The sequence below is a fragment of the Pseudomonas sp. P110(2024) genome (assembly GCF_057480795.1).
On record NZ_JBLIYT010000003.1, the window covers coordinates 93776 to 114704 of the forward strand.

17 protein-coding genes are annotated in these 20929 nt (G+C 63.9%); 9 read left to right on the forward strand and 8 right to left on the reverse strand.

Annotation, left to right across the window (positions count from 1 at the left end; translation table 11 throughout):
* Positions 1-96: 96 nt before the first annotated feature.
* Both AC25ND_RS05580 and AC25ND_RS05585 read left to right on the forward strand, forming a co-directional pair.
* Positions 97-918 (forward strand): ABC transporter substrate-binding protein, encoded by an 822-nt coding sequence (locus tag AC25ND_RS05580; protein WP_028689989.1) that lies wholly within the window; start codon positions 97-99, stop codon positions 916-918.
* On the forward strand, positions 915-1736 hold the full coding sequence (locus tag AC25ND_RS05585; RefSeq protein ID WP_028689990.1) for an amino acid ABC transporter permease: 822 nt from the start codon (positions 915-917) through the stop codon (positions 1734-1736). Before AC25ND_RS05580 ends, AC25ND_RS05585 begins: the two co-directional genes overlap by 4 nt.
* Before the next feature lie 68 nt (positions 1737-1804).
* Here AC25ND_RS05585 and oadA read toward each other — a convergent pair whose 3' ends face one another.
* Together oadA and AC25ND_RS05595 are read right to left on the reverse strand one after the other, a co-directional pair.
* Positions 1805-3613 carry a sodium-extruding oxaloacetate decarboxylase subunit alpha gene (gene oadA / locus AC25ND_RS05590; RefSeq protein ID WP_028689991.1) on the reverse strand — a complete coding sequence of 603 codons (1809 nt, stop codon included), beginning with the start codon at positions 3611-3613 and terminating at the stop codon, positions 1805-1807.
* Between the two features lie 11 nt (positions 3614-3624).
* Positions 3625-5040, reverse strand: a complete 1416-nt coding sequence (locus AC25ND_RS05595) for an acetyl-CoA carboxylase biotin carboxylase subunit (protein ID WP_050707570.1) — start codon at positions 5038-5040, stop codon at positions 3625-3627.
* 203 nt (positions 5041-5243) lie between these two features.
* Here AC25ND_RS05595 and AC25ND_RS05600 point away from each other — a divergent pair, with 203 nt between their 5' ends.
* Positions 5244-6191: a LysR family transcriptional regulator gene (locus AC25ND_RS05600; RefSeq protein WP_162175253.1), complete on the forward strand. Its 948-nt coding sequence runs from the start codon at positions 5244-5246 to the stop codon at positions 6189-6191.
* Here the strand turns inward: AC25ND_RS05600 and AC25ND_RS05605 are convergent.
* Together AC25ND_RS05605 and hexR are read right to left on the reverse strand one after the other, a co-directional pair.
* Positions 6133-6351 carry a PA3496 family putative envelope integrity protein gene (locus AC25ND_RS05605; RefSeq protein WP_069015985.1) on the reverse strand — a complete coding sequence of 73 codons (219 nt, stop codon included), beginning with the start codon at positions 6349-6351 and terminating at the stop codon, positions 6133-6135. The genes AC25ND_RS05600 and AC25ND_RS05605 overlap by 59 nt on opposite strands.
* Positions 6352-6450: 99 nt before the next feature.
* Positions 6451-7317, reverse strand: a complete 867-nt coding sequence (gene hexR, locus AC25ND_RS05610) for a transcriptional regulator HexR (RefSeq protein WP_023630201.1) — start codon at positions 7315-7317, stop codon at positions 6451-6453.
* A gap of 103 nt (positions 7318-7420) precedes the next feature.
* Here hexR and zwf point away from each other — a divergent pair, with 103 nt between their 5' ends.
* Complete coding sequence (gene zwf, locus AC25ND_RS05615; RefSeq protein ID WP_028689995.1) at positions 7421-8863, forward strand: glucose-6-phosphate dehydrogenase; 1443 nt, start codon at positions 7421-7423, stop codon at positions 8861-8863.
* Here zwf and AC25ND_RS05620 read toward each other — a convergent pair.
* Entirely contained in the window at positions 8860-11736 is a 2877-nt protein-coding gene (locus tag AC25ND_RS05620; RefSeq protein ID WP_486976159.1) for a putative bifunctional diguanylate cyclase/phosphodiesterase, read from the reverse strand. The genes zwf and AC25ND_RS05620 overlap by 4 nt on opposite strands.
* Positions 11737-11975: 239 nt before the next feature.
* On the opposite strand from AC25ND_RS05620, the gene uvrD reads away from it, so the two are divergent.
* The 3 genes from uvrD to AC25ND_RS05635 all read left to right on the forward strand — a co-directional run bounded on the left by uvrD (position 11976) and on the right by AC25ND_RS05635 (position 15828).
* Positions 11976-14159 carry a DNA helicase II gene (gene uvrD, locus AC25ND_RS05625; RefSeq protein ID WP_028689997.1) on the forward strand — a complete coding sequence of 728 codons (2184 nt, stop codon included), beginning with the start codon at positions 11976-11978 and terminating at the stop codon, positions 14157-14159.
* A 299-nt stretch (positions 14160-14458) separates the two neighbouring features.
* Positions 14459-15307 carry a Tim44 domain-containing protein gene (locus tag AC25ND_RS05630; protein ID WP_062360080.1) on the forward strand — a complete coding sequence of 283 codons (849 nt, stop codon included), beginning with the start codon at positions 14459-14461 and terminating at the stop codon, positions 15305-15307.
* A gap of 113 nt (positions 15308-15420) precedes the next feature.
* Positions 15421-15828, forward strand: a complete 408-nt coding sequence (locus AC25ND_RS05635) for an SMI1/KNR4 family protein (RefSeq protein ID WP_028689999.1) — start codon at positions 15421-15423, stop codon at positions 15826-15828.
* Between the two features lie 143 nt (positions 15829-15971).
* Here the strand turns inward: AC25ND_RS05635 and AC25ND_RS05640 are convergent, their stop codons facing one another.
* A complete protein-coding gene (locus AC25ND_RS05640; protein WP_028690000.1) occupies positions 15972-17732 on the reverse strand; it encodes a cation:proton antiporter in 1761 nt (586 codons plus the stop codon).
* A 326-nt stretch (positions 17733-18058) separates the two neighbouring features.
* Here AC25ND_RS05640 and AC25ND_RS05645 point away from each other — a divergent pair, with 326 nt between their 5' ends.
* Positions 18059-18544 (forward strand): acyl-CoA thioesterase, encoded by a 486-nt coding sequence (locus AC25ND_RS05645; RefSeq protein WP_023629682.1) that lies wholly within the window; start codon positions 18059-18061, stop codon positions 18542-18544.
* Here the strand turns inward: AC25ND_RS05645 and pdxY are convergent.
* A complete protein-coding gene (pdxY, locus tag AC25ND_RS05650; RefSeq protein ID WP_486976160.1) occupies positions 18541-19413 on the reverse strand; it encodes a pyridoxal kinase PdxY in 873 nt (290 codons plus the stop codon). The genes AC25ND_RS05645 and pdxY overlap by 4 nt on opposite strands.
* A gap of 120 nt (positions 19414-19533) precedes the next feature.
* On the opposite strand from pdxY, the gene AC25ND_RS05655 reads away from it, so the two are divergent.
* Positions 19534-19926 (forward strand): DUF3301 domain-containing protein, encoded by a 393-nt coding sequence (locus tag AC25ND_RS05655; protein ID WP_023629680.1) that lies wholly within the window; start codon positions 19534-19536, stop codon positions 19924-19926.
* Here the strand turns inward: AC25ND_RS05655 and AC25ND_RS05660 are convergent, their stop codons facing one another.
* Complete coding sequence (locus tag AC25ND_RS05660) at positions 19927-20901, reverse strand: CobW family GTP-binding protein (protein WP_062360078.1); 975 nt, start codon at positions 20899-20901, stop codon at positions 19927-19929.
* Positions 20902-20929: the final 28 nt, after the last annotated feature.

Here is a 20929-nt window from a genome sequence, read left to right on the forward strand (position 1 = left end):
ACTTATATTGATATGAATAAAATTCACTAGTTAGTACATGTTTATAACTATTAAATATCAAACATCCTTTATTCAAGCACTTTTTCAGGTATCTCCATGCGTTTACCAACCTTGCTGGGCGCCGGTCTCCTTGCCCTGAGCGCTGCCACTCAAGCCTTCGCAGGCGCCACGCTGGAACGTGTGGAAACCCGCAAGGAACTGGTCAATGTGTTGATGGAGAGCTACCCGCCGTTCTCTTTCCTCAACGAGCAAAATCAGCTCGACGGCTTCGATGTGGACGTGGCCAAGGCAGTCGCCGAAAAGCTGGGGGTGAAACTGCGCCTGGAAACGCCCTCCTGGGACGTGATCGCTGCTGGCCGCTGGAGCGGCCGCTACGACATCTGCATCTGCTCGATGACGCCGAGCAAGGCGCGCGCCGAAGTGTTCGACTTCCCGGTGCAGTACTACGCCTCGCCGGCGGTTATCGTGGTCAACGCCAAGGACGAGCGCATCCACTCGGCCAAGGACCTGAACGGGCGCAAGGTCGGCCTGACCAGTGCCTCCAGCTACGAGAGCTACCTGAACAAAAACCTGGTGATCGAAGGCGCCGAAGACCGCAAGATCGACTACCCCTTCGACTTCGTCCAGGCCGCCCCATACGACACCGACAACGTTGCCTTCCAGGACCTCGGCCTGGGCGCCGGCGTGCGCCTGGATGCAATCCTGACCAACCTGGTGACCGCGCAACCCCGCCTGAACCAGGACAAGCGTTTCAAGCTGGCCGGGGCGCCGTTGTATGAAGAGCCCAACTCGGTGGCCATCGAGAAAGGCGACCCAGAATGGGATGCCAAGGTGCGCCAGGTGTTCGCCGAGCTGAAAGCCGAGGGTACGCTGGCGAAGCTTTCGCAGAAGTGGATCGGCGCCGACATCAGTAAATGAATGCACATCAACCTGCTCCCAAACCCGTCGCCACAACGACGGGCTCGCGCCTGCTCGGCTTTCGCAGCCGGCTGTACCTGACGTGGCTGGTATTGTTGCTGCTGTTCGTGGGCTTTTTCTTAAACTTTGATCTGAAATTTTCGATCATCGTAGAGAAATTCCCCAACCTTGCAGGCTTCCGGCTTGGCCCCAACGGCTTTTTGCAAGGCGCCGCGCTGACCCTGTTCCTGTGCATCTGTTCGATGTTCACCTCGGTGCTGCTGGGTTTTGCCGCCGCCTTGGCAAGGCTGTCCAGCAGTGCGGTGCTGTTTGGCCTGGCGAGTTTCTATACCTCGTTCTTTCGCGGCACACCGCTGTTGATCCAGATTCTGCTGATCTACCTGGGCCTGCCACAGCTGGGCCTGGTGCCGGGCGCCATCGCCGCCGGGATCATCGCCCTGTCACTGAACTACGGCGCCTACCTGAGCGAGATCTTCCGCGCCGGCATCATCGGCGTCGCCGTCGGCCAGCGCCAGGCTGCCCTGGCCCTGGGCATGCGTCCGGCAGCGATCTTCTGGCACATCACCCTGCCCCAGGCCATGCGCACCATCATCCCGCCGAGCGCCAACCAGTTCATCTCAATGCTCAAGGACTCGTCGCTGATTTCGGTGATGGGTGTCTGGGAAGTGATGTTCCTGGCCCAGTCCTACGGCCGCTCCAGCTATCGCTACCTGGAGATGCTGACCACCGCGGCGGTGATCTACTGGGTGCTGTCGATCCTGCTGGAGCTGGTGCAGGCCCGGCTGGAGCGGCATTTCGGCAAGGGTTACCAACGCTGAGCGGCAGGCGAAAAAAAGGGGAGCATTTCGCTCCCCAGAGGTTAACCGCTTGTAGATGAAGGCTTATCTCAGCCTTCGATCTCGATCAGGATCTCGCCCGGGGTGACCCGGTCGCCCTTGGCCACATGGATGGCCACGACCTTGCCGGCGATCGCCGCCTGCACTTCGGTCTCCATCTTCATGGCTTCGGTGATCAGCACCGCTTGACCGGCCTTGACCACGTCACCTTCCTTGACCAGCACATCGACGATGTTGCCCGGCATGCTGGTGCTGACATGGCCCGGCTCGCTGGCCTGCTTGCGCTTGCTGCCGCCACCGCCGACGAACTCGTTGAGCGGCTCGAACACCACTTCTTCCGGCATCCCGTCGATGGACAGGTAGAAGTGGCGCTTGCCTTCGGCCTTGACGCCCACGCCGGTGATGTCGACGCGGTAGGTCTCGCCGTGCACGTCGATGACGAACTCGGTCGGCACGCCCTCACCGCCCACCGAGCCCACCGCGCCGGCTTCCGGAATCGGCAGCAGGGCTTCGGGCTTGAGGGAGCCGGCTTCGCGCTCCTCGAGGAACTTGCGGCCAATGTCGGGGAACATGGCAAAGGTCAGCACGTCTTCCTCGGAATGCGCCAGGCTGCCGATATCGGCACGCAGCTTGGCCATCTCCGGCTTGAGCAGGTCGGCCGGGCGCACGTCGATCACTTCCTCGCTGCCGATCGCCTGGCGACGCAGCTGCTCGTTGACCACGCCCGGCGCCTTGCCGTAACCGCCCTGCAGGTACAGCTTCACCTCGTTGGTGATGGTCTTGTAGCGCTCGCCGGCCAGCACGTTGAAGAACGCCTGGGTACCGACGATCTGCGAGGTCGGCGTCACCAGCGGCGGGAAGCCGAGGTCTTCGCGCACCCGCGGGATCTCCGCCAGCACTTCGTTCATGCGGTTGAGCGCGCCCTGCTCCTTGAGCTGGTTGGCCAGGTTGGAAATCATCCCGCCCGGCACCTGGTTGACCTGCACGCGGGTGTCCACGGCGGTGAATTCACTCTCGAACTGGTGGTACTTCTTGCGCACGGCGTAGAAGTACAGGCCGATCTCCTGCAACAGCTCCAGGTCCAGGCCGGTGTCGAACTCGCTGCCCTTGAGGGCGGCGACCATCGATTCGGTACCTGGGTGGCTGGTGCCCCAGGCGAAGCTGGAGATGGCGGTGTCGATATGGTCGGCGCCGTTTTCCACCGCCTTGAGCTGGCACATCGCGGCCAGGCCAGCGGTGTCGTGGGAGTGGATGAACACCGGCAGCGACTGTTCGGCCTTCAGTGCCTTGACCAGCTCGCCGGTGGCGAACGGGGTCAACAGGCCGGCCATGTCCTTGATCGCCACCGAGTCGCAGCCCATGGCTTCCATCTGCTTGGCCTGCTGCACGAAGGCGTCGATGGTGTGCACGGGGCTGGTGGTGTAGGCGATGGTGCCCTGGGCGTGCTTGCCGGCGGCCTTCACCGCCTCGATGGCCACGCGCAGGTTACGCACGTCGTTCATGGCGTCGAAGATGCGGAACACATCGATGCCGTTGACCGCCGCCTTGGCGACGAAGGCCTTGACCACATCGTCGCTGTAATGGCGGTAGCCCAGCAGGTTCTGCCCACGCAGGAGCATCTGCAGGCGGGTGTTGGGCAATGCGGCGCGCAGCTTGCGCAGGCGCTCCCACGGGTCTTCCTTGAGGAAGCGCACGCAGGCGTCGAAGGTGGCGCCGCCCCAGACTTCCAGCGACCAGTAGCCAACTTTGTCGAGCTTGTCGCAGATCGGCAGCATGTCTTCGGTGCGCATGCGGGTGGCCAGCAGGGACTGGTGGGCGTCGCGCAGGATTGTGTCGGTGACAAAGATTTTCTTGGACATTGTTCGGTTCCTCACAGGCCTGCGTGCGCGGCGATGGCGGCGGCGATGGCCAGGGCCAGCTCTTCGGGTTTGCGCTTGATCGAGTAGTTGGTCAGTTCAGGGTGGCTTTCGACGAAGCTGGTGTTGAACTGGCCGCTGCGGAATTCCGGATTGCGCAGGATTTCCTGGTAGTACGCGGCGGTGGTCTTCACCCCCTGCACGCGCATGTCGTCCAGGGCCCGCAGGCCGCGGTCCATGGCTTCTTCCCAGGTCAGCGCCCATACCACGAGCTTAAGGCACATGGAGTCGTAGAACGGCGGAATGGTATAGCCGGTGTAGATCGCCGTGTCGGTGCGCACGCCGGGGCCGCCGGGGGCGTAGTAGCGGGTGATCTTGCCGAAGCTGGGCAGGAAGTTGTTCTTCGGATCTTCGGCGTTGATGCGGAACTGCAACGCGAAGCCACGGTGCTGGATGTCTTCCTGCTTGATCGACAGCGGCAGGCCGGAGGCGATGCGAATCTGCTCGCGGACGATGTCGATGCCGGTGATTTCCTCGGTGATGGTGTGTTCCACCTGCACCCGGGTGTTCATCTCCATGAAGTACACCTCGCCATCGGCGAGCAGGAACTCCACGGTACCGGCGTTCTCGTAGTCCACCGCCTTGGCCGCGCGCACCGCCAGGTCGCCGATGTAGGCGCGCTGCTCGGGGGTCAGTTGCGGGCTCGGGGCAATCTCGATCAGCTTCTGGTTGCGGCGCTGGATCGAGCAGTCGCGTTCAAACAGGTGCACCACGTTGCCGAAGCTGTCACCGAGGATCTGCGCCTCGATGTGCTTGGGGTTGACGATGCATTTTTCCAGGAACACTTCCGCCGAGCCGAAGGCCTTGGTGGCCTCGGAGATGACACGGGGGAAGTTCTGCTCCAGCTCTTCACGGCTGTTGCAGCGGCGGATGCCGCGCCCGCCGCCACCGGAGGTGGCCTTGAGCATCACCGGGTAACCGATGCGGTCGCCTTCGCGCAGGGCTTCATGGATATCGGCGACGTTGCCTTCGGTGCCGGGGGTGACCGGGACACCGGCCGCGATCATGGTGCGGCGTGCCTCGGTCTTGTCGCCCATGCGGCGAATGACATCGGCGGCCGGGCCGATGAACTTGATCCCGCGTTCGGCGCAGATCTCCGCAAGCTCGGCGTTTTCCGACAGGAAACCGTAGCCTGGATGCAGGGCATCGCAGCCGGTCTCGACAGCAAGGTTCACCAGCTTGCGCGGGTTCAGGTAGCCGGCCAGGGGCTCGGCACCGATGCTGTAGGCCTCGTCGGCGCGCTTGACGTGCAGGGCGTGACGGTCGGCGTCGGCGTAGATCGCGACGGAGCGAATGCCCATCTCGGCGCAGGCACGCACGATCCGAACTGCGATCTCACCCCGGTTGGCGATCAGGATTTTTGTTATCACTGGAGTCTTCCCAAAGCCGTAGGAACAGACGAGCCGGTTTTACCGGTCGGCGCGTGACCAGACGTCGCTGGCCAGTCGCATATTCACCCTAGCGCCGAAGGTCAATAAACAAAAATCAATATTTGTTAGGGATAGTATTAGCAAAAGCTTATAGTGAGGTAACAAGGTTTTGCCGGAGCCCCGGAAAAATGCGTAAGTCCTTGATGCGTATGACTTTGCGTCAACTGCAGGTGTTCAACGAGGTGTGTGATCTGCGCTCCTACAGCCGGGCGGCCGAGGAGATGGCGCTGACGCAACCCGCCGTTAGTCTACAGATCCGCCAACTCGAGGAACTGGTCGGCCAGCCGCTGTTCGAGTACGTCGGCAAGAAGCTCTACCTGACCGAGGCAGCCGAGGCGCTGCAACGCGCCAGCCGGGATATCTTCGGGCGCCTGGAAAACCTCGACATGCAGCTGTCGGACCTGCAGGGCTCATTGCAGGGGCAGCTGAAACTGGCGATCGAATCCAGCGCCAAGTACTTCGTGCCACACCTGTTCGCCGCCTTCAAGCAGCGCCACCCGGAGGTCAACCTCACCCTCACGGTGGTCAACCGGGCCCAGGCGATCCGGCGCCTGTCGGACAACCGCGACGACCTGACCATCATGTCCATGGTGCCCCAGGACATGGGCCTGGAGTTCCTGCCCTTCCTCAACAACCCGATCATTGCCGTGGCGCCGCCGGACCATCCGCTTTGCAAGCTCGAACAGCTGCGCCTGCAGGATCTCGAGCCTCATGCCCTGCTGGTCCGCGAGCAAGGGTCGGGCACGCGCAAGGCCTGCGAGGAGTTCTTCAAGGACAAGCGCGTGCACTTCACCCAGACCGTCGAGGTGGCCTCCACGGACGCCCAGCGCGAATGCGTGGTGGCCGGCCTGGGCATCGCCCTGCTGACCCGCCACGCGGTCAATCTGGAGCTGGCCACCGGCGTGCTCAGGGAACTGCCGGTGGAAGAGCTGCCGCTGTACCGCAGTTGGTGCCTGGTGCAATCCAAAAACAAGCGCCAGTCGCCGGTCGCCCTGGCGTTCCAGGCGTTCATCCGCGGTGAACGTGCGCAGATCAGCGGGCTTGTGGAGCGTTTCTCGGGTAAGTTGCCGCCGAGACCTGCCACACCGTGATGGCTTGCAGGTCGGGGTAGTCGGCCAGCTCGCGCAGCAGCTGGCGCTGGTCGCAGTAGCTTTCGATCGCGCGGCGGAACTCCATGCGGCGCTGGTCCTTTTCCTGCTGCTTGCGAGCCTTGGCGTTGGGTTGGTACACACCTGCGTGATCATGTGCCATTGCCTGTCTCCCAAATAGGATGCGGGAGTTTCAGACTGGCCTCAGGGGTTTACCGTTTTGCGGTGAAATAGTGACGAAATGATGAAATCTGCGTATCGCTCAGTCGTCGGTGGCCTTGATCGACTTGGGCGACAAACGCAGGCTGCGCAAGCTGCGCTTCACGCTCTTGAGGTGGTTGACCAGGCTCGGCCCGCGGGCCATGGCCACGCCCATGGCCAGCACGTCGATCACCACAAGGTGAGCGATGCGCGAGGTCAGCGGGGTGTAGATCTCGGTGTCTTCATGCACGTCGATGGCCAGGTTGACCGTCGACAATTCGGCCAGCGGCGTCTGGCTCGGGCACAGGGTGATCAGGTTGGCGCCACTTTCACGCACCAGGTTTGCGGTGATCAGCAGGTCCTTGGAGCGCCCCGACTGCGAAATGCACACCGCCACGTCGCCCGGCTTCAGGGTGACCGCCGACATCGCCTGCATGTGCGGGTCGGAATAGGCCGCAGCGCTGAGCAGCAGGCGGAAGAACTTGTGCTGGGCATCGGCCGCCACCGCGCCAGAAGCACCAAAGCCGTAGAACTCCACGCGCTGGGCCTGGGCCATGGCGGTCACCGCCTGCTGCAGCGCCTGCGGGTCGAGGTGCTCGCGCACCTCCATCAGCGTGTGCAGGGTGGTGTCGAAGATCTTCAGGCTGTAGTCAGCGACCGAGTCGTCTTCGTGAATCGCGAACTGGCCGAAACTGGCGCCAGCGGCCAGGCTCTGCGCCAGCTTGAGCTTGAGATCCTGGAAACCCGAACAGCCAATCGCCCGGCAGAAACGCACGATGGTCGGCTCGCTGATCCCCACGCTGTGCGCCAGGTCGGCCATCGAACTGTGCATGACGGCAGCCGGATCGAGCAGCACATGGTCGGCCACTTTGAGTTCCGATTTGCGCAGCAGGTGCCGCGATTGGTCGATATGTTGCAACAGATTCACGGGCTGGACTCGGTTATGATCGGCGTGCCGGGATGTAGCTTTCTTGTAGTTATACTACATGCTTGCCAACCCGCCCAGCTAAACGAACGTGGAGAGTGGTGGTTTGACGATTCCTTGCGACATCCTGGTTTTCGGCGGCACGGGCGACCTGGCCCTGCACAAACTGCTTCCCGCGCTTTACCACCTGTATCGCGAGGCCCGCCTGCACAATGCCGTGCGGATCATAGCCCTGGCCCGGCGCCACCTGTCGCGCAACGACTACCTCAAGCTCGCCGAGCGCCATTGCCGGGCGCAGATCGCCCGCCAGGACTTCGACGAGGACGTCTGGCAGCGCTTCTGCGCACGCCTGGACTACTTCCCCATGGACGCCGCGCAGAGCGCCGACTTCGGCCGCCTGGCCCGCTACCTGGGCGAACCCGGCGGTTTGACCCGCATCTACTACCTGGCCACCGCGCCCAAGCTGTTCGTGCCCATCGCCAACCACCTGCGCATCGCCGGCCTGGCCGACAGCGAGGCGCGCATCGTGCTGGAGAAGCCCATCGGCCATTCGCTGGAGTCGGCCACCGCGATCAACGAGGCCATCGGCGCGGTGTTCAGCGAACCGCAGGTATTTCGCATCGACCACTACCTGGGCAAGGAAACCGTGCAGAACCTCATGGCCCTGCGCTTCGCCAATGCCCTGCTGGAGCCGGTGTGGCGCAACGGCCAGGTCGACCATGTGCAGATCAGCGTCTGCGAGACCCTTGGCGTGGAGAACCGTGGCGCCTACTACGACCGCGCCGGCGCCACCCGCGACATGCTGCAGAACCACCTGCTGCAATTGCTCTGCCTGGTGGCGATGGAGCCGCCGGCGCAGTTCGAGGCCGAGGCGGTACGCGACGAAAAGGTGAAGATCCTTCGCGCGCTCAAGCCCATCACCGGCCAGGACGTGCAGGACAAGACCGTGCGCGGCCAGTACGGCGCCGGCAAGATCGGCGGCCAGGAAGTGCCGGCCTACTACTTCGAAAAGGACGTGGACAACGACAGCGACACCGAGACCTTCATCGCGGTACAGGCGCACATCGACAACTGGCGCTGGGCCGGCGTGCCGTTCTACCTGCGCACCGGCAAGCGCATGACACGGCGCTCGTCGCAGATCGTCATCCAGTTCAAGCCGGTGCCCCACGAGTTGTTCAGCGGCGGACAGGTCAACCAGTTGCTGATCCAGCTACAGCCGGAGGAGCACATCAGCCTGCGCATGATGACCAAGAGCCCGGGCAAGGGCATGCGCCTGGCGCCGGTCGAACTGGACCTGAACCTCGCCCAGGCCTTTGCCCAGACCCGCCGCTGGGACGCCTACGAGCGGCTGCTGCTGGATGTGCTGGAAGGCGACTCGACGCTGTTCATGCGCCGCGACGAGGTCGAGGCCGCATGGGCCTGGATCGACCCGATCCTGCAGGGCTGGGAGGAACACTTCCAGGCGCCACGCCCCTACCCCGCCGGCAGCAATGGCCCGGAACAAGCCAACAGCCTGCTGACACGCCAAGGCCAGGCCTGGCATTTTTAGCGCAACAGGTCGGCCGTCGAGCGATCAAGCAACGCGCGGAACGAGGTCGCGTCCACCGGCCGGCTGATCAGGTAGCCCTGCACCTCATCACAACCATGCTCGCGCAGGAACTGCAGCTGCTCGCGGGTTTCCACCCCTTCGGCCACCACTTTCAGTTGCAGGCTCTTGGCCATGGCGATAATCGCCCGGGTAATGGCCGCGTCCTGTGAGCCTTCGAGCAGGCCGCGGATGAAGGCCTGGTCGATCTTCACGTAGTCGACCGGGAAGCGCTTGAGGTAGCTCAGCGACGAATAGCCGGTGCCGAAGTCGTCGATGGCCAGCTTCACTCCCAACGCGTGGAGCTGCTCGAAGGTGGTGATGATGTGCTCGACGCTGTCCAGCAGCTGGCTTTCAGTCAGTTCCAACTCCAGCAGGTGCGGCGCCAGGCCGGACTCCTGCAGGACCTGGCGCACCAGGCTGACCAGCTTGCCTTGGCGCAGCTGATACACCGACAGGTTGACCGAAACGCGCACCTCCAGGCCCTGGCGCAACCATTCGCACGCCTGCCAGCAAGCCTGGCGCAGCACTAACTCACCCATGGGCGCGATCAGCCCGGTCTCTTCGGCCAGCCCGATGAACTCGCTGGGCGGCACCATGCCCCACTCGGGGTGCTGCCAGCGCACCAGCGCCTCGGCCGCGTGCAACTGGCCGGTGCGCAGGCACAGCTTGGGTTGGTAGTAGACCAGTAACTGGCGATCGTCGATGGCCTTGCGCAGCTGGTTCTCCAGTTGCAGGCGTTCCAGAGTGCTGGCGCGCAGGCTCTCGGTGTAGAACTGAAAGCTGTCGCCGCCCAGGTGCTTGGCGTGCTGCTTGGCCATGTCGGCCTGGCTGACCAGGGCATTGAGGTCCTGGGTGGCGTCGGACAACAGGCTGATGCCCACCGATGCACTGATCACCACCTCGTGCCCGCCGACGCGCTGAGGCACACGCAGCTTGTCGAGCAGCCGGGTGGTGACGCGCACCAGGCTCGACAGGTTGGTGTAGCCGTCGAACAACACGGCGAACTCGTCGCCGGACAGGCGCGCCACGGTGTCGGCCTCCGGCACCGCGTTGGCCAGGCGCTGGGCCATCTTCTTGAGCAACTGGTCCGCCAGTTCATGGCCCAGGCTTTCGTTGAGCAGCTTGAAGCGGTCCAGGTCCACATGCAGCAGCGCCAGGCTGCGGCCGTTCAGGCGCATGCGCTGCGCCGCCTCGTGCAAACGCAAGCGGAAAAGTGCGCGGTTGGCCAAACCGGTGAGGTCGTCGTAATGCGCCAGGTAGCGCAGGCGCTCCTCGGATTCGCGGCGTGCGGACAGGTCGGTGAAGAAGCCGACGATATTGACGATTCGTCCCCGAGGGTCATTCACGCTGTTCAGTTGCAACCACTGCGGGTAGAGCTCGCCGTTCTTACGCGCCTCGACCAGCTCGCCCTGCCAGTGGCCCTGCTGCTCCAACGCCTGGTCGATGGCCTGGCTGTGGCGGCGGGCATCGCGGCTGCAGGGCAGCTCCAGGGCGTTGCGGGCGATCAGCTCGGCCCGGCCGTAGCCGGTGACATCGCAGAAGGCCTGGTTCACCGCCAGCAACTGGAAGTCCGCGTCGAGAATGGCGATCCCTTCGCTGGCCGCCTCGAACACCGTCGCGGCCAGGCGCTGCTGCTCTTCCTGTTCCTTGCGCGCGGTGATGTCGCGGCGGGTGCCGAGCATGCGCAGGACCTTGCCCTGGTCATCGGACTCCACCGCCCGCCCGCAGTCCTCGATCCAGCACCAGTGCCCCTGGGCGTGGCGTACCCGGTACTCGACCCGGTAGTCCTCGGTGCGCCCCTTGAGGTGCTCGACCAGCGTGCGTCGCAGCACGGGCAGGTCGTCGGGATGCAGCCGCGGCTTGAGGTCGGCGCGCACCGAGCGTACCTGCTCCGGATCCAGGCCGAACAGCGCATGCAACTGGGTGTGATGGACCTCGTCGGTTTCCAGATTCCAGTCCCACAGCCCAAGTTCGCTGGCCTGCAAGGCCAGGGCCAGGCGCTGCTCGCTCTTGCTCAGGGCCTGGTTGGCCAGGTCCAGCTCATGACTGCGTTGGGCCACGCGCTGCTCGAGGCCGGCATGGGCCTTGCGCAGGTCGTCCTCGGCCCGTCGCCGTTGGGCGATCTCTGCATTGAGCTGACGGTTGAGGCCCTCACCATGACGCTGGGCGTTCTGCAGGTGCTCGATCAGCGCCTGGTTCTGGAAGCGGCGCAGCAGGCCGCGCTCGATCAGGCGATTGACCTGCCAGGCCACCACCATCAGCGCCACCAGCAGGATCAGCCCCAGCCAGCCCCAGCCGCGCTGGTGTCCGGCATCATAGACGAATAGAAACGCGATCGGCGGCAGCAGGCACGGCAGGGCGAAGCTGAGAAACGCCGGCAGGCTGACCGCGTAGGCGACACTGGCCGACAACGCCGCCGCGCCGAGCAGGCCGAAGACCCAGGCCTGCTGCACGAAGTTGTCCGCCGGCGCCAGGGCGATCACCGCGCAGGCCAAGGTCAGGCCACTGAACGCCGAGCCGAGCAGGAACATGCGCCGCCAGGTCGGCTTGGCCTGGCGCGCCGGCGTCGCCGCGTCGAAGGCCGCCACCTGGATCACCCGAAGCGCCACCAGCGCCACCAGCCAGGCCATCCAAACCCCGACCAGCAAATAGCGCGCAGGGCTCCACAGCAGCCAGGCGCAGAGCAGGCCGTTGAGCAACATGAACAAGGTGGGCAGCAACGAGCCCTGGTACAGCAGGCGAGTACGCTCGATCGACAGCTGGGTGGCGAATTGCCTGCGAACGCTCCTTGTCGTCTCCGGCGATGCTCCGATCGCCGCGCAATCCTGGGTCATATTGGCTGGGTTCTTTTGTCTTCTTGTTATGGCTGACCGCAAATGTGCAGGGAGCATACACAAGCACCGCGTCGGACCAAACTGCTCTGCGTCATGATTTCGAAAATGTCTGCTGCGTCCAGGTCTGACCGCTCAACCACGGGTACCGGACAAGTCCACCGATGAACGGTCGCGCGCCCATCCGGCGATTTGCGTCAGGGGCGTTTGCCCCTGCCTTCGCACGGCCATAGAATGCCCGGATGCATAATGACGACCTCTCCCTCCTGCTGAACTCCCTCAACGACGCTCAACGCCAGGCCGTGGCGGCCTCGGTGGGGCGCCAACTGGTGCTGGCCGGCGCCGGCTCGGGCAAGACCCGCGTGCTGGTGCACCGCATCGCCTGGCTGATCCAGGTCGAACAGGCCTCGCCGCACTCGATCCTGTCGGTGACGTTCACCAACAAGGCCGCGGCGGAAATGCGCCAACGGATCGAGCAACTGCTGGGCATCAACCCTGCTGGCATGTGGGTCGGCACCTTCCACGGCCTGGCCCACCGCCTGTTGCGGGCGCACTGGCAGGAAGCGGGGCTGGCGCAGAACTTCCAGATCCTCGACAGCGACGACCAGCAGCGCCTGATCAAGCGGGTGATCCGCGAGATGGGCCTGGACGAGCAGAAATGGCCGGCGCGCCAGGTCCAGTGGTTCATCAACGGCCAGAAAGACGAAGGCCTGCGCCCACGGCACATCCAGGCCAGCGGCGACCTGTTCCTGGCCACCATGCGTGACATCTATGTCGCGTACGAGCAGGCCTGCGATCGCGCCGGGGTCATCGACTTCTCCGAGCTGCTGCTGCGTGCCCTCGACCTGTGGCGCGACCACCCGGACCTGCTCAAGCACTACCAGCGCCGCTTCCGCCACCTGCTGGTGGACGAGTTCCAGGACACCAACGCCGTGCAGTACGCGTGGTTGCGCCTGCTGGCCTCCGGTGGCGACAGCCTGATGGCGGTGGGCGACGACGACCAGTCGATCTACGGCTGGCGCGGCGCCAAGATCGAGAACATCCACCAGTACACCGCCGACTTCCCGGACGCCGAGCTGATCCGCCTGGAGCAGAACTACCGCTCCACCGGCGGTATCCTCAAGGCTGCCAACGCCCTGATCGCCAACAACAGCGGGCGCCTGGGCAAGGAGCTGTGGACCGACATGGGCGAGGGCGAACCGCTCACGCTCTATGCCGCGTACAACGAGCACGACGAGGCGCGCTACGTGGTCGAGACCATCGAAAGCCTGGTCAAGCAGGGCAACGCGCGCAGCGAGATCGCCATCCTCTATCGCTCCAACGCCCAGTCGCGGGTGCTGGAAGAGGCCCTGCTGCGCGAACGCATCCCCTACCGCATCTATGGCGGCCAGCGCTTCTTCGAGCGCGCCGAGATCAAGAATGCCATGGCCTACCTGCGCCTGCTCGAAGGTCGCGGCAACGACGCGGCGCTGGAGCGGGTGATCAACGTGCCGCCACGGGGCATAGGCGAAAAGACCGTCGAGGCCATCCGCGACCACGCCCGCCACAGCCAGCTGTCGATGTGGGAAGCCATGTGCCAGCTGCTCGCCGCCAAGGCCCTCAAGGGCCGCGCCGCCAGCGCCCTGGGCGCGTTCATCGAGCTACTGGAGAACCTCGCCGCCAAGGTGCTGGACATGCCGCTGCACCTGATGACCCAAACGGTCATCGAGCAGTCCGGGCTGATCGTCTACCACCAGGAAGAGAAGGGCGAGAAAGGCCAGGCCCGGGTGGAAAACCTTGAGGAACTGGTCAGCGCGGCGCGCAACTTCGAAACCAGCGACGAAGACGCCGACCTCTCGCCATTGTCGGCGTTCCTCGGCCACGCCTCGCTGGAGGCCGGCGACACCCAGGCCGACGAGCACGAGGACAGCATCCAGCTGATGACCCTGCACAGCGCCAAGGGCCTGGAGTTCCCGTACGTGTTCCTGGTGGGCATGGAGGAAGGCCTGTTCCCTCACAAGATGAGCCTGGAAGAGCCCGGCCGCCTCGAAGAGGAGCGCCGCCTGGCCTACGTGGGCATCACCCGGGCCATGCGCCAGCTGGTCATGACCTACGCCGAGACCCGCCGCCTGTATGGCAGCGAGACCTATAACAAGGTGTCGCGCTTCGTCCGGGAGATCCCCGCCGGGCTGGTGCAGGAGGTGCGTCTGTCGAATACCGTCAGCCGTCCGTTCGGCGGCGCGAAGACGCCGGCCAGCAGCCTGTTCGCCAACGCCAGCATCCCGCAGACCGCCTTCAGCCTCGGCCAGCGGGTGCAGCATGCGGTATTCGGCGAAGGCGTGATCCTCAACTTCGAAGGATCTGGCGCCCAGGCGCGGGTGCAGGTGAATTTCTCCGAGGGCAGCAAGTGGCTAATGCTGGGCTACGCCAAGCTGGAAGCTATCTGACCGAATCGAACGAAACGCCCCTGTAGGAGCAGCCTTGCGTCGCGGCAGGGGCGCGCAGCGGCCCCAGATTCCGAGCCGCCATTGAAATTGCTGGGGCTGCTACGCAGCCCTTTCGCGACGCAAGGCCGCTCCCACAGGGGGCAGTTTCCCAGCTCAAAGGGCTGGGCGATCACCTACAGGTGAACGCATAGATCCGGTCAGTCAGGCAAAAGCTCGAAACATCTTGTCGCTGGCTATGTCTGTCAGTTCATGTGCACCATGACGCGCGTGCAATCCACACAAACGGGAATCCCCATCTTATGCAACGTTTTCTTAGCATCGCTCTGGCGCTCTGCGTCGGCCTGACGCTGAGCCTCGACGCCAACGCCAAGCGCTTCGGTGGTGGCAAGAGCTCGGGCTCCGCGCCTATCCACCAGACCCGCCAGGCCACCCCGACCACGCCTGCCGCCGCCCCGACCGCTCCTGGTCGCGCACCAGCCGCCGCCAGCGGTGCCTCGCGCTGGCTGGGCCCACTCGCCGGCCTCGCCGCCGGTGGCCTGCTGGCCTCCATGTTCATGGGCGACGGCTTCGATGGCATGCAGATCCTCGATTTCCTGATCATGGGCCTGATCGCCTTCCTGGTCTTCCGCTTCATCGCCGCGCGCCGTCGCCAGCAGCAGCCGCAACACGCTGCCGCCGGCCACGCCCCGTACCAGCGCGAAGCCCAGCCGCAGGCCGCCCCGCAGTCGATCTTCGGCGGCTCCGCCGCGCCGGTCGCCTCGCCTGTGATCAACGCTCCGGCCTGGTTCAACGAAGCCAGCTTCCTGTCCGCCGCCCGTTCGCACTTCCAGTCGCTGCAGCAGCACTGGGACGCCAACGAGATGGACAAGATCGCCGAGTTCGTCACCCCGCAGATGCTCGAGTTCCTCAAGCGCGAGCGTGCCGAGCAGGGTGAAGGCTTCCAGTCCACCTACATCGACGACCTCGATGTGCAACTGGACGGCGTCGACGAGCGCGCCGACCAGACCGACGCCACCCTGACCTTCCGTGGCGTGTCGAAGACCTCGCGCTTCGACCAGGGCGAAGCCTTCAGCGAAAGCTGGCACATGGTTCGCGCCCATGGCGAAAATCAGCCTTGGCTGCTGGCCGGTATCCGCCAAAACGGTTAACCGTCGCACGTTGCAGAAAAAACCCCGGGCCTGTCCCGGGGTTTTTGCTTTTGCCAGAGCGGCCTACTAGGGTATAACGCGCAGCGTTGTCATAAGGTCAGAGGATGTGAACCGTGGAAGAAGTGATCGAACAACTCCGTGAAGCCAACGAGCCGGTACCGGTGCCGCTGGAACTGCCGGACGAGGATCAGCTGGTCGAGATCGAGGAAGAGCTGTTCATCAACATCCCGTTCGTGTTCAAGGAATACCTGCTGACCGTCAGCGACGTGGTGTATGGCAGCCTCGAGCCGGTGACCGTGACCGATCCGCAATCCCACACCTACCTGCCGGAAGTGGCGGCCAACGCCTGGGACGCCGGCGTGCCTCGCGACCTCATTCCCATCTGCCAGGACGGTGACGACTACTACTGCGTCGAAGAGGACGGCACCGTGGTGCTGTGGTCTGGCGAAGAAGAAATCGTCACCGAGGAAAGCTGGGAATCGGTCTGGCACTGGGCACGGGATGTCTGGCTGGAAAGCTGAATGAGAAATACCCGCATAAAGTGATGGCTTATCGCTACCCATCACTCGTAGAATCGCCAGGCTCTCTGCGCCTGGCGACACTGCTACCGCTCCATCCCCTCGGACGACGGTGAAATCTTGCGCAGAAAGCGTTAGCCGCCTGCTCAGTGCGAATGATCGCGGCTGTTCTCCAACGTCTCCAGCAACGCCACCTGCATCCGCGTATGCACCCGGATCAGCCAGCGCCACAGCAGCGCCACCACCACTGCCGCCACCACGACGATGACCAGCAGCAGTTCGCTGGTCGGCAGGATGCTTGCCGACAAGGCCGACAGCAGCAGGAAGATCACCAGCAGTGACAGCAGCGGAATCACCTCGGCGATCACCCGCCGTACCCGCTGGGTATGCCGCCCTGCCATCTCGGGTTTGACGCCCATCTCCGCCAGCAACATCGACAGCGCCTTGAGCTTGCGATACGCCGCGATCAGGAACGGCAGCGACAGCAGCAATGCCGCTCCCCAGATCAGCGCCTTCTGCTGGCCGGCATCCGCCACCCACTCGCTCAACCAGTTACCGATGCGCCCGGCGAAATAACCGCCACTGAAGAAGATCGCGATCACCAACGCCAGGTTTACCCCGACCTGCAGCAGAATGCGTCGGATCATCGCCGCCAGCATGGCCCCCTCGCCCTGCGGCTGGATGCTGCGCAACCATTCGCCGTACAGCGACAGCACCCGTGCCACGCGGCTCGGCACCACCTTGCCCAGCCTGATAGACAACGGATCGGCGGCACGGATCAGGTACGGCGTCAGCAAGGTGGTGATGGCCGACACCGCCACTGCGACCGGATAGAGAAAGTCGCTGGTGACCTGCAAGGTCACCCCCAGGGCGGCGATGATGAAGGAGAACTCGCCGATCTGCGAAAGCCCCATCCCCACGCGCAACGAGGTGCGCCCGTCGTTGCCGGCGATAAACGCGCCCATGCCACAGGAGAGCATCTTGCCCAGTACCACCGCCAGGGTGATGACCACGATCGGCCAGGCGTACTCGACCAGGATCGACGGGTCGATCATCAGGCCGATGGCGACGAAGAAGATGGCGCTGAACAGGTCGCGAACTGGCTCGATCAGCCGTTCGATCTTCAGCAACTGGCGCGACTCGGCCATGATCGCGCCGATCAGGAAGGCACCGAGCACCATGCTGTATTCGAGCTTGACCACCAGCAGGCAGAAGCCAAAACACAGGCCCAGCACGGTGATCAGCAGCATCTCGTTGCTTTCGAATTTCGCCACGTAGGCCAGCAGCCGCGGCACCAGCAGGATGCCGATGACCAGAGCAACGATCATGAACAGCGACAGCTTGCCCACGGTAGAGAACACTTCGCCGGAGCTCACCGAGCCGCTGACGGCAATGCCCGACAGCAGCGCGATGATGCCGATGCCGAGGATGTCCTCGACGATCAGCACGCCGAAGATCAGCTGGGCGAAACGCTCGTTTTTCATCTTCAGGTCGTTGAGCGCCTTGACGATGATGGTGGTCGAGGAGATCGCCAGGATTGCCCCGAGGAACAGCGAATCCATGGTGTTCCAGCCGAACCAGCGACCGATCTCGAACCCGATCCAGATCATCAGGACGATTTCCAGGAACGCCGCGATGAAAGCCGTGGCGCCAACCTTGAACAGCTTGCGCAGGCTGAACTCCAGGCCCAGGCAGAACATCAAGAAGATCACACCAAGTTCGGCCAGCGTCTTGATGGTGTCTTCGTCGTGGATCAGACCGAACGGCGGCGTGTGCGGGCCGATGATGAAGCCGGCGACGATGTAGCCCAGCACCACCGGCTGCTTGAGGCGATGGAAGAGGATGGTGACCACCCCGGCAACCAGCATGATCACCGCCAGGTCCTGGATGAAGCTGATGGCATGCATGGCGTGATACTCCTTGTTTTCGGTGCACGGGGCGAACCGCTCCTCTGCCGGACGATCCTTCGGCGCGGAGCAGGCACATACTGTTGTGATAGACGCAAAAGCCCACGTTGCATGGGCGTCGTCAGGTTAACATCGCGCCTTGCCACAAAATGCCGATGCAATATGCAGAAACAGATCGGCCGATTCGACACCGCCGATGGCAAAATTGGCGTGACGATGGAGCGTCAGCCGACGTCCCGTACCAGGATGGGAAACCTCAACGAGGGGAAACAGAAGTGTCTGCAGATACCCGCCCCGAATCCGTGCAAATTCACCGTGAGCTCTCTATGGAACCTGGAAACGCCCAGCTGACCATGACCGTCCTGATGACACCGGACATGGCCAACTTCTCTGGCAACGTACACGGCGGCACCCTGCTCAAGTACCTCGACGAAGTCGCCTATGCCTGCGCCAGCCGCTATGCCGGCACCTATGTGGTGACCCTGTCGGTGGACCAGGTGATCTTCCGCGAACCGGTTCATGTCGGCGAGCTGGTGACCTTCCTGGCCTCGGTCAACTACACCGGCAACACCTCGATGGAGGTGGGCATCAAGGTGGTCACCGAGAACATCCGCGAGCGCTCGGTGCGCCACTCCAACAGCTGCTTCTTCACCATGGTCGCGGTGGACGACGACCGTCGCCCGGTGAAGGTACCACCGCGCCAGCCGCAGAGCAGCGAGGAGAAGCGCCGCTTCCTGCAGGGTCAGCAACGCCGTCAGATCCGCCAGGAGCTGGAACAGCGCTACCAGAACCTCAAGACTGATTCGATCTAACAGAGCAAACGCTGCGCCTCGAAGCGCACCCGCGGGTGGGCGATGCGGTCCTGGGCTCGCACCAGTTGCAGTTCATAGCGGGTGCAGACCTGGGTTTCCAGCAGCACTTCATGCACGGCGGCGGCGGTGAACTCGAAAGCCTGTAGCCAGTCGTCGCCCAGTAGCACGCGGGCGAGGAACAGCCCGGAGGTCAGGTCGCCCACCCCCACCGGCTGGCGTGGGAAGGCCAGCAAAGGCCGGCGCAGGTGCCAGCTGGCATCGCGGGTCACCAGCAGCATCTCGAAGGCATCGTCCGCCCGCTGTGGATAATTCAGGTGCTTGACCAGTACCACCTGCGGCCCGCGCTCCAGCAACCCGCGCGCCATGCCCACGCAATCTTCCAGCGACTGCGCGCGACGGCCACAGAAGCTGTCCAGCTCGAGCTGGTTCGGGCACAGGATATCGGCCTTGGCGACCGCCTCCTCGAGCAGGAACTCACTGACCTGCGCCGGCACGATGCAGCCCTTCTCGGCATGCCCCATGACCGGGTCGCACAGGTACAGGGCCTTGGGATTGACCGCCTTGATCCGCTCGACGCCGGCCAGGATCGCCCGCCCCTGCTCGGCACTGCCCAGGTAGCCCGATAACACCGCATCGCAATGGCCCAGCTCACCGATATTGGAAATGCCTTCCACCAACGCGGGAATTTGCGCTGGGGCAAGCACTTCCCCGGCCCACTGTCCATACTGAGTATGGTTGGAGAACTGTACGGTGTTGAGCGGCCAGACGTTGACCCCGACCCGCTGCATGGGAAACACCGCGGCGCTGTTGCCGGCGTGTCCAAAGACCACGTGGGACTGAATGGCGAGCAGGTGCGGTGTACGTTTCATGCGGGACGATTCCGAAACTGTGTGAAGAAAGGTGCGGCCCGCAGTATGAACCCGATTGCCATCTGTACGACAGGCCAGAGACGCAGTTAAGCTGGATCGACCTGTCTGGAGCTTACGCAAATGCTGACCCTGGAAAACCTCTTCGTCCTGATGCTGGTGGCGACCGCAGGCGCCTGGCTGTGGCACAACCACGGGCTGCGCGAAAAGGCCCTGGCACGGGTCAAGCAGCATTGCGCCAAGCTCGACCTGGAACTGCTCGACGACGCCGTGGCGCTCAAGCGCATCGCCTTCGTGCGCGACGCCAATGGCAGGAAGCGCCTGGCGCGCATCTACAACTTCGAGTTCACCGTCACCGGTGAACAACGCCACCCCGGGACCGTCACCCAGTTCGGCGCTCACACCATGCAGATCGAACTCGCGCCCTACCCGTTCGAGATCAAGACCCCGCCGCGTACCGACAACGTTATCGAAATGCAGCAGTGGCGCCAGGAGCACAACCGCTGGCGCAATTGATCAACGGATCAGCGGGCAGCCGCCGAAGGCCGCTTGCAGGGCCTGCAAGGGCTGCGGCTGATCGAAAATCAGCTCGATGCGCGAGTCCTTGCGCCATTCGCTGGAACGCCATTCCAGCGTCCCGCCTTCAAGGCCATTGAACGACTGCCAGCCTTCGGTGCTGTGGATAACGCCCTTCGCCCGGCGCCACGGCCATTGTTCAAGAACACCGCGCAGCACGGCCGCGTCGAGGCATTGGTCGGGATGCCAGCGCCAGCCGATGCTCCAACCTCCCTCCCCCTGCTGAAAATGGCAGATCGGCTGTCGTGGATCGGTCCACAGGGTGGGCAACGGCACTGCATCGTTATCCACAGGCAGGCGGCCATGGTCGACTGTACCTGCCGCCACGAGGGTTGAAACAGGCAATGCAGCAAGCGGCAGTGTCCCGTGGTCCGTCCAGCGCGCCGGTATGGCGGGTAGTGATGCAGTTATCAACAAGCGTGCAGCTTCATCCACAACGCTCGCCTTGTTGAACACCAGCAACCCCACCTTCGTCAGTGCCTGGTGCTGAGCCTCAGGCAGGACGTCACCCCGGGACAGGGCCGCGGCATCCAGCACCATCAGCATTGGCTGCACCGACAGTACGCCAGTCCAAGGTGCGCGTCCCAGTTGTTCCAGCAACTCGACCGGGTGACCGAGGCCGGACGGTTCGATGAAAAGGCGGTCCGGGCGCGCCTTGCGCAGCAAGCGGCCAAGCCCCACTTGGAACGGTGCGCCATTGACGCAGCACAGGCAGCCTCCCGCCACTTCACCGATGGCGATGCCCGCCTCGTCGCGGCTGAGCAAGGCGGCATCGAGGCCGATCTGACCGAACTCGTTGACCAGCACGGCCCAGCGCTCGCCGGCTGGACGCTGGTCCAGCAGGTGGCGGATCAGGCTGGTCTTGCCGGCGCCGAGGGGGCCGGCGATCACATGGGTGGGAATGTTCTGCAGCATGGCTCGGTATCGGGATGGCTTGATGGCA

Bases quoted from the DNA above. Each gene is read 5' to 3' on its own strand.
- pdxY (WP_486976160.1), bottom strand. From the start codon at position 19,413: ATGAAACGTACACCGCACCTGCTCGCCATTCAGTCCCACGTGGTCTTT.
- oadA (WP_028689991.1), bottom strand. From the start codon at position 3,613: ATGTCCAAGAAAATCTTTGTCACCGACACAATCCTGCGCGACGCCCAC.
- AC25ND_RS05600 (WP_162175253.1), top strand. From the start codon at position 5,244: ATGCGTATGACTTTGCGTCAACTGCAGGTGTTCAACGAGGTGTGTGAT.
- AC25ND_RS05580 (WP_028689989.1), top strand. From the start codon at position 97: ATGCGTTTACCAACCTTGCTGGGCGCCGGTCTCCTTGCCCTGAGCGCT.
- AC25ND_RS05645 (WP_023629682.1), top strand. From the start codon at position 18,059: ATGGAACCTGGAAACGCCCAGCTGACCATGACCGTCCTGATGACACCG.
- AC25ND_RS05640 (WP_028690000.1), bottom strand. From the start codon at position 17,732: ATGCATGCCATCAGCTTCATCCAGGACCTGGCGGTGATCATGCTGGTT.
- AC25ND_RS05630 (WP_062360080.1), top strand. From the start codon at position 14,459: ATGCAACGTTTTCTTAGCATCGCTCTGGCGCTCTGCGTCGGCCTGACG.
- AC25ND_RS05660 (WP_062360078.1), bottom strand. From the start codon at position 20,901: ATGCTGCAGAACATTCCCACCCATGTGATCGCCGGCCCCCTCGGCGCC.
- AC25ND_RS05655 (WP_023629680.1), top strand. From the start codon at position 19,534: ATGCTGACCCTGGAAAACCTCTTCGTCCTGATGCTGGTGGCGACCGCA.
- uvrD (WP_028689997.1), top strand. From the start codon at position 11,976: ATGCATAATGACGACCTCTCCCTCCTGCTGAACTCCCTCAACGACGCT.
- AC25ND_RS05605 (WP_069015985.1), bottom strand. From the start codon at position 6,351: ATGGCACATGATCACGCAGGTGTGTACCAACCCAACGCCAAGGCTCGC.
- AC25ND_RS05585 (WP_028689990.1), top strand. From the start codon at position 915: ATGAATGCACATCAACCTGCTCCCAAACCCGTCGCCACAACGACGGGC.
- AC25ND_RS05620 (WP_486976159.1), bottom strand. From the start codon at position 11,736: ATGACCCAGGATTGCGCGGCGATCGGAGCATCGCCGGAGACGACAAGG.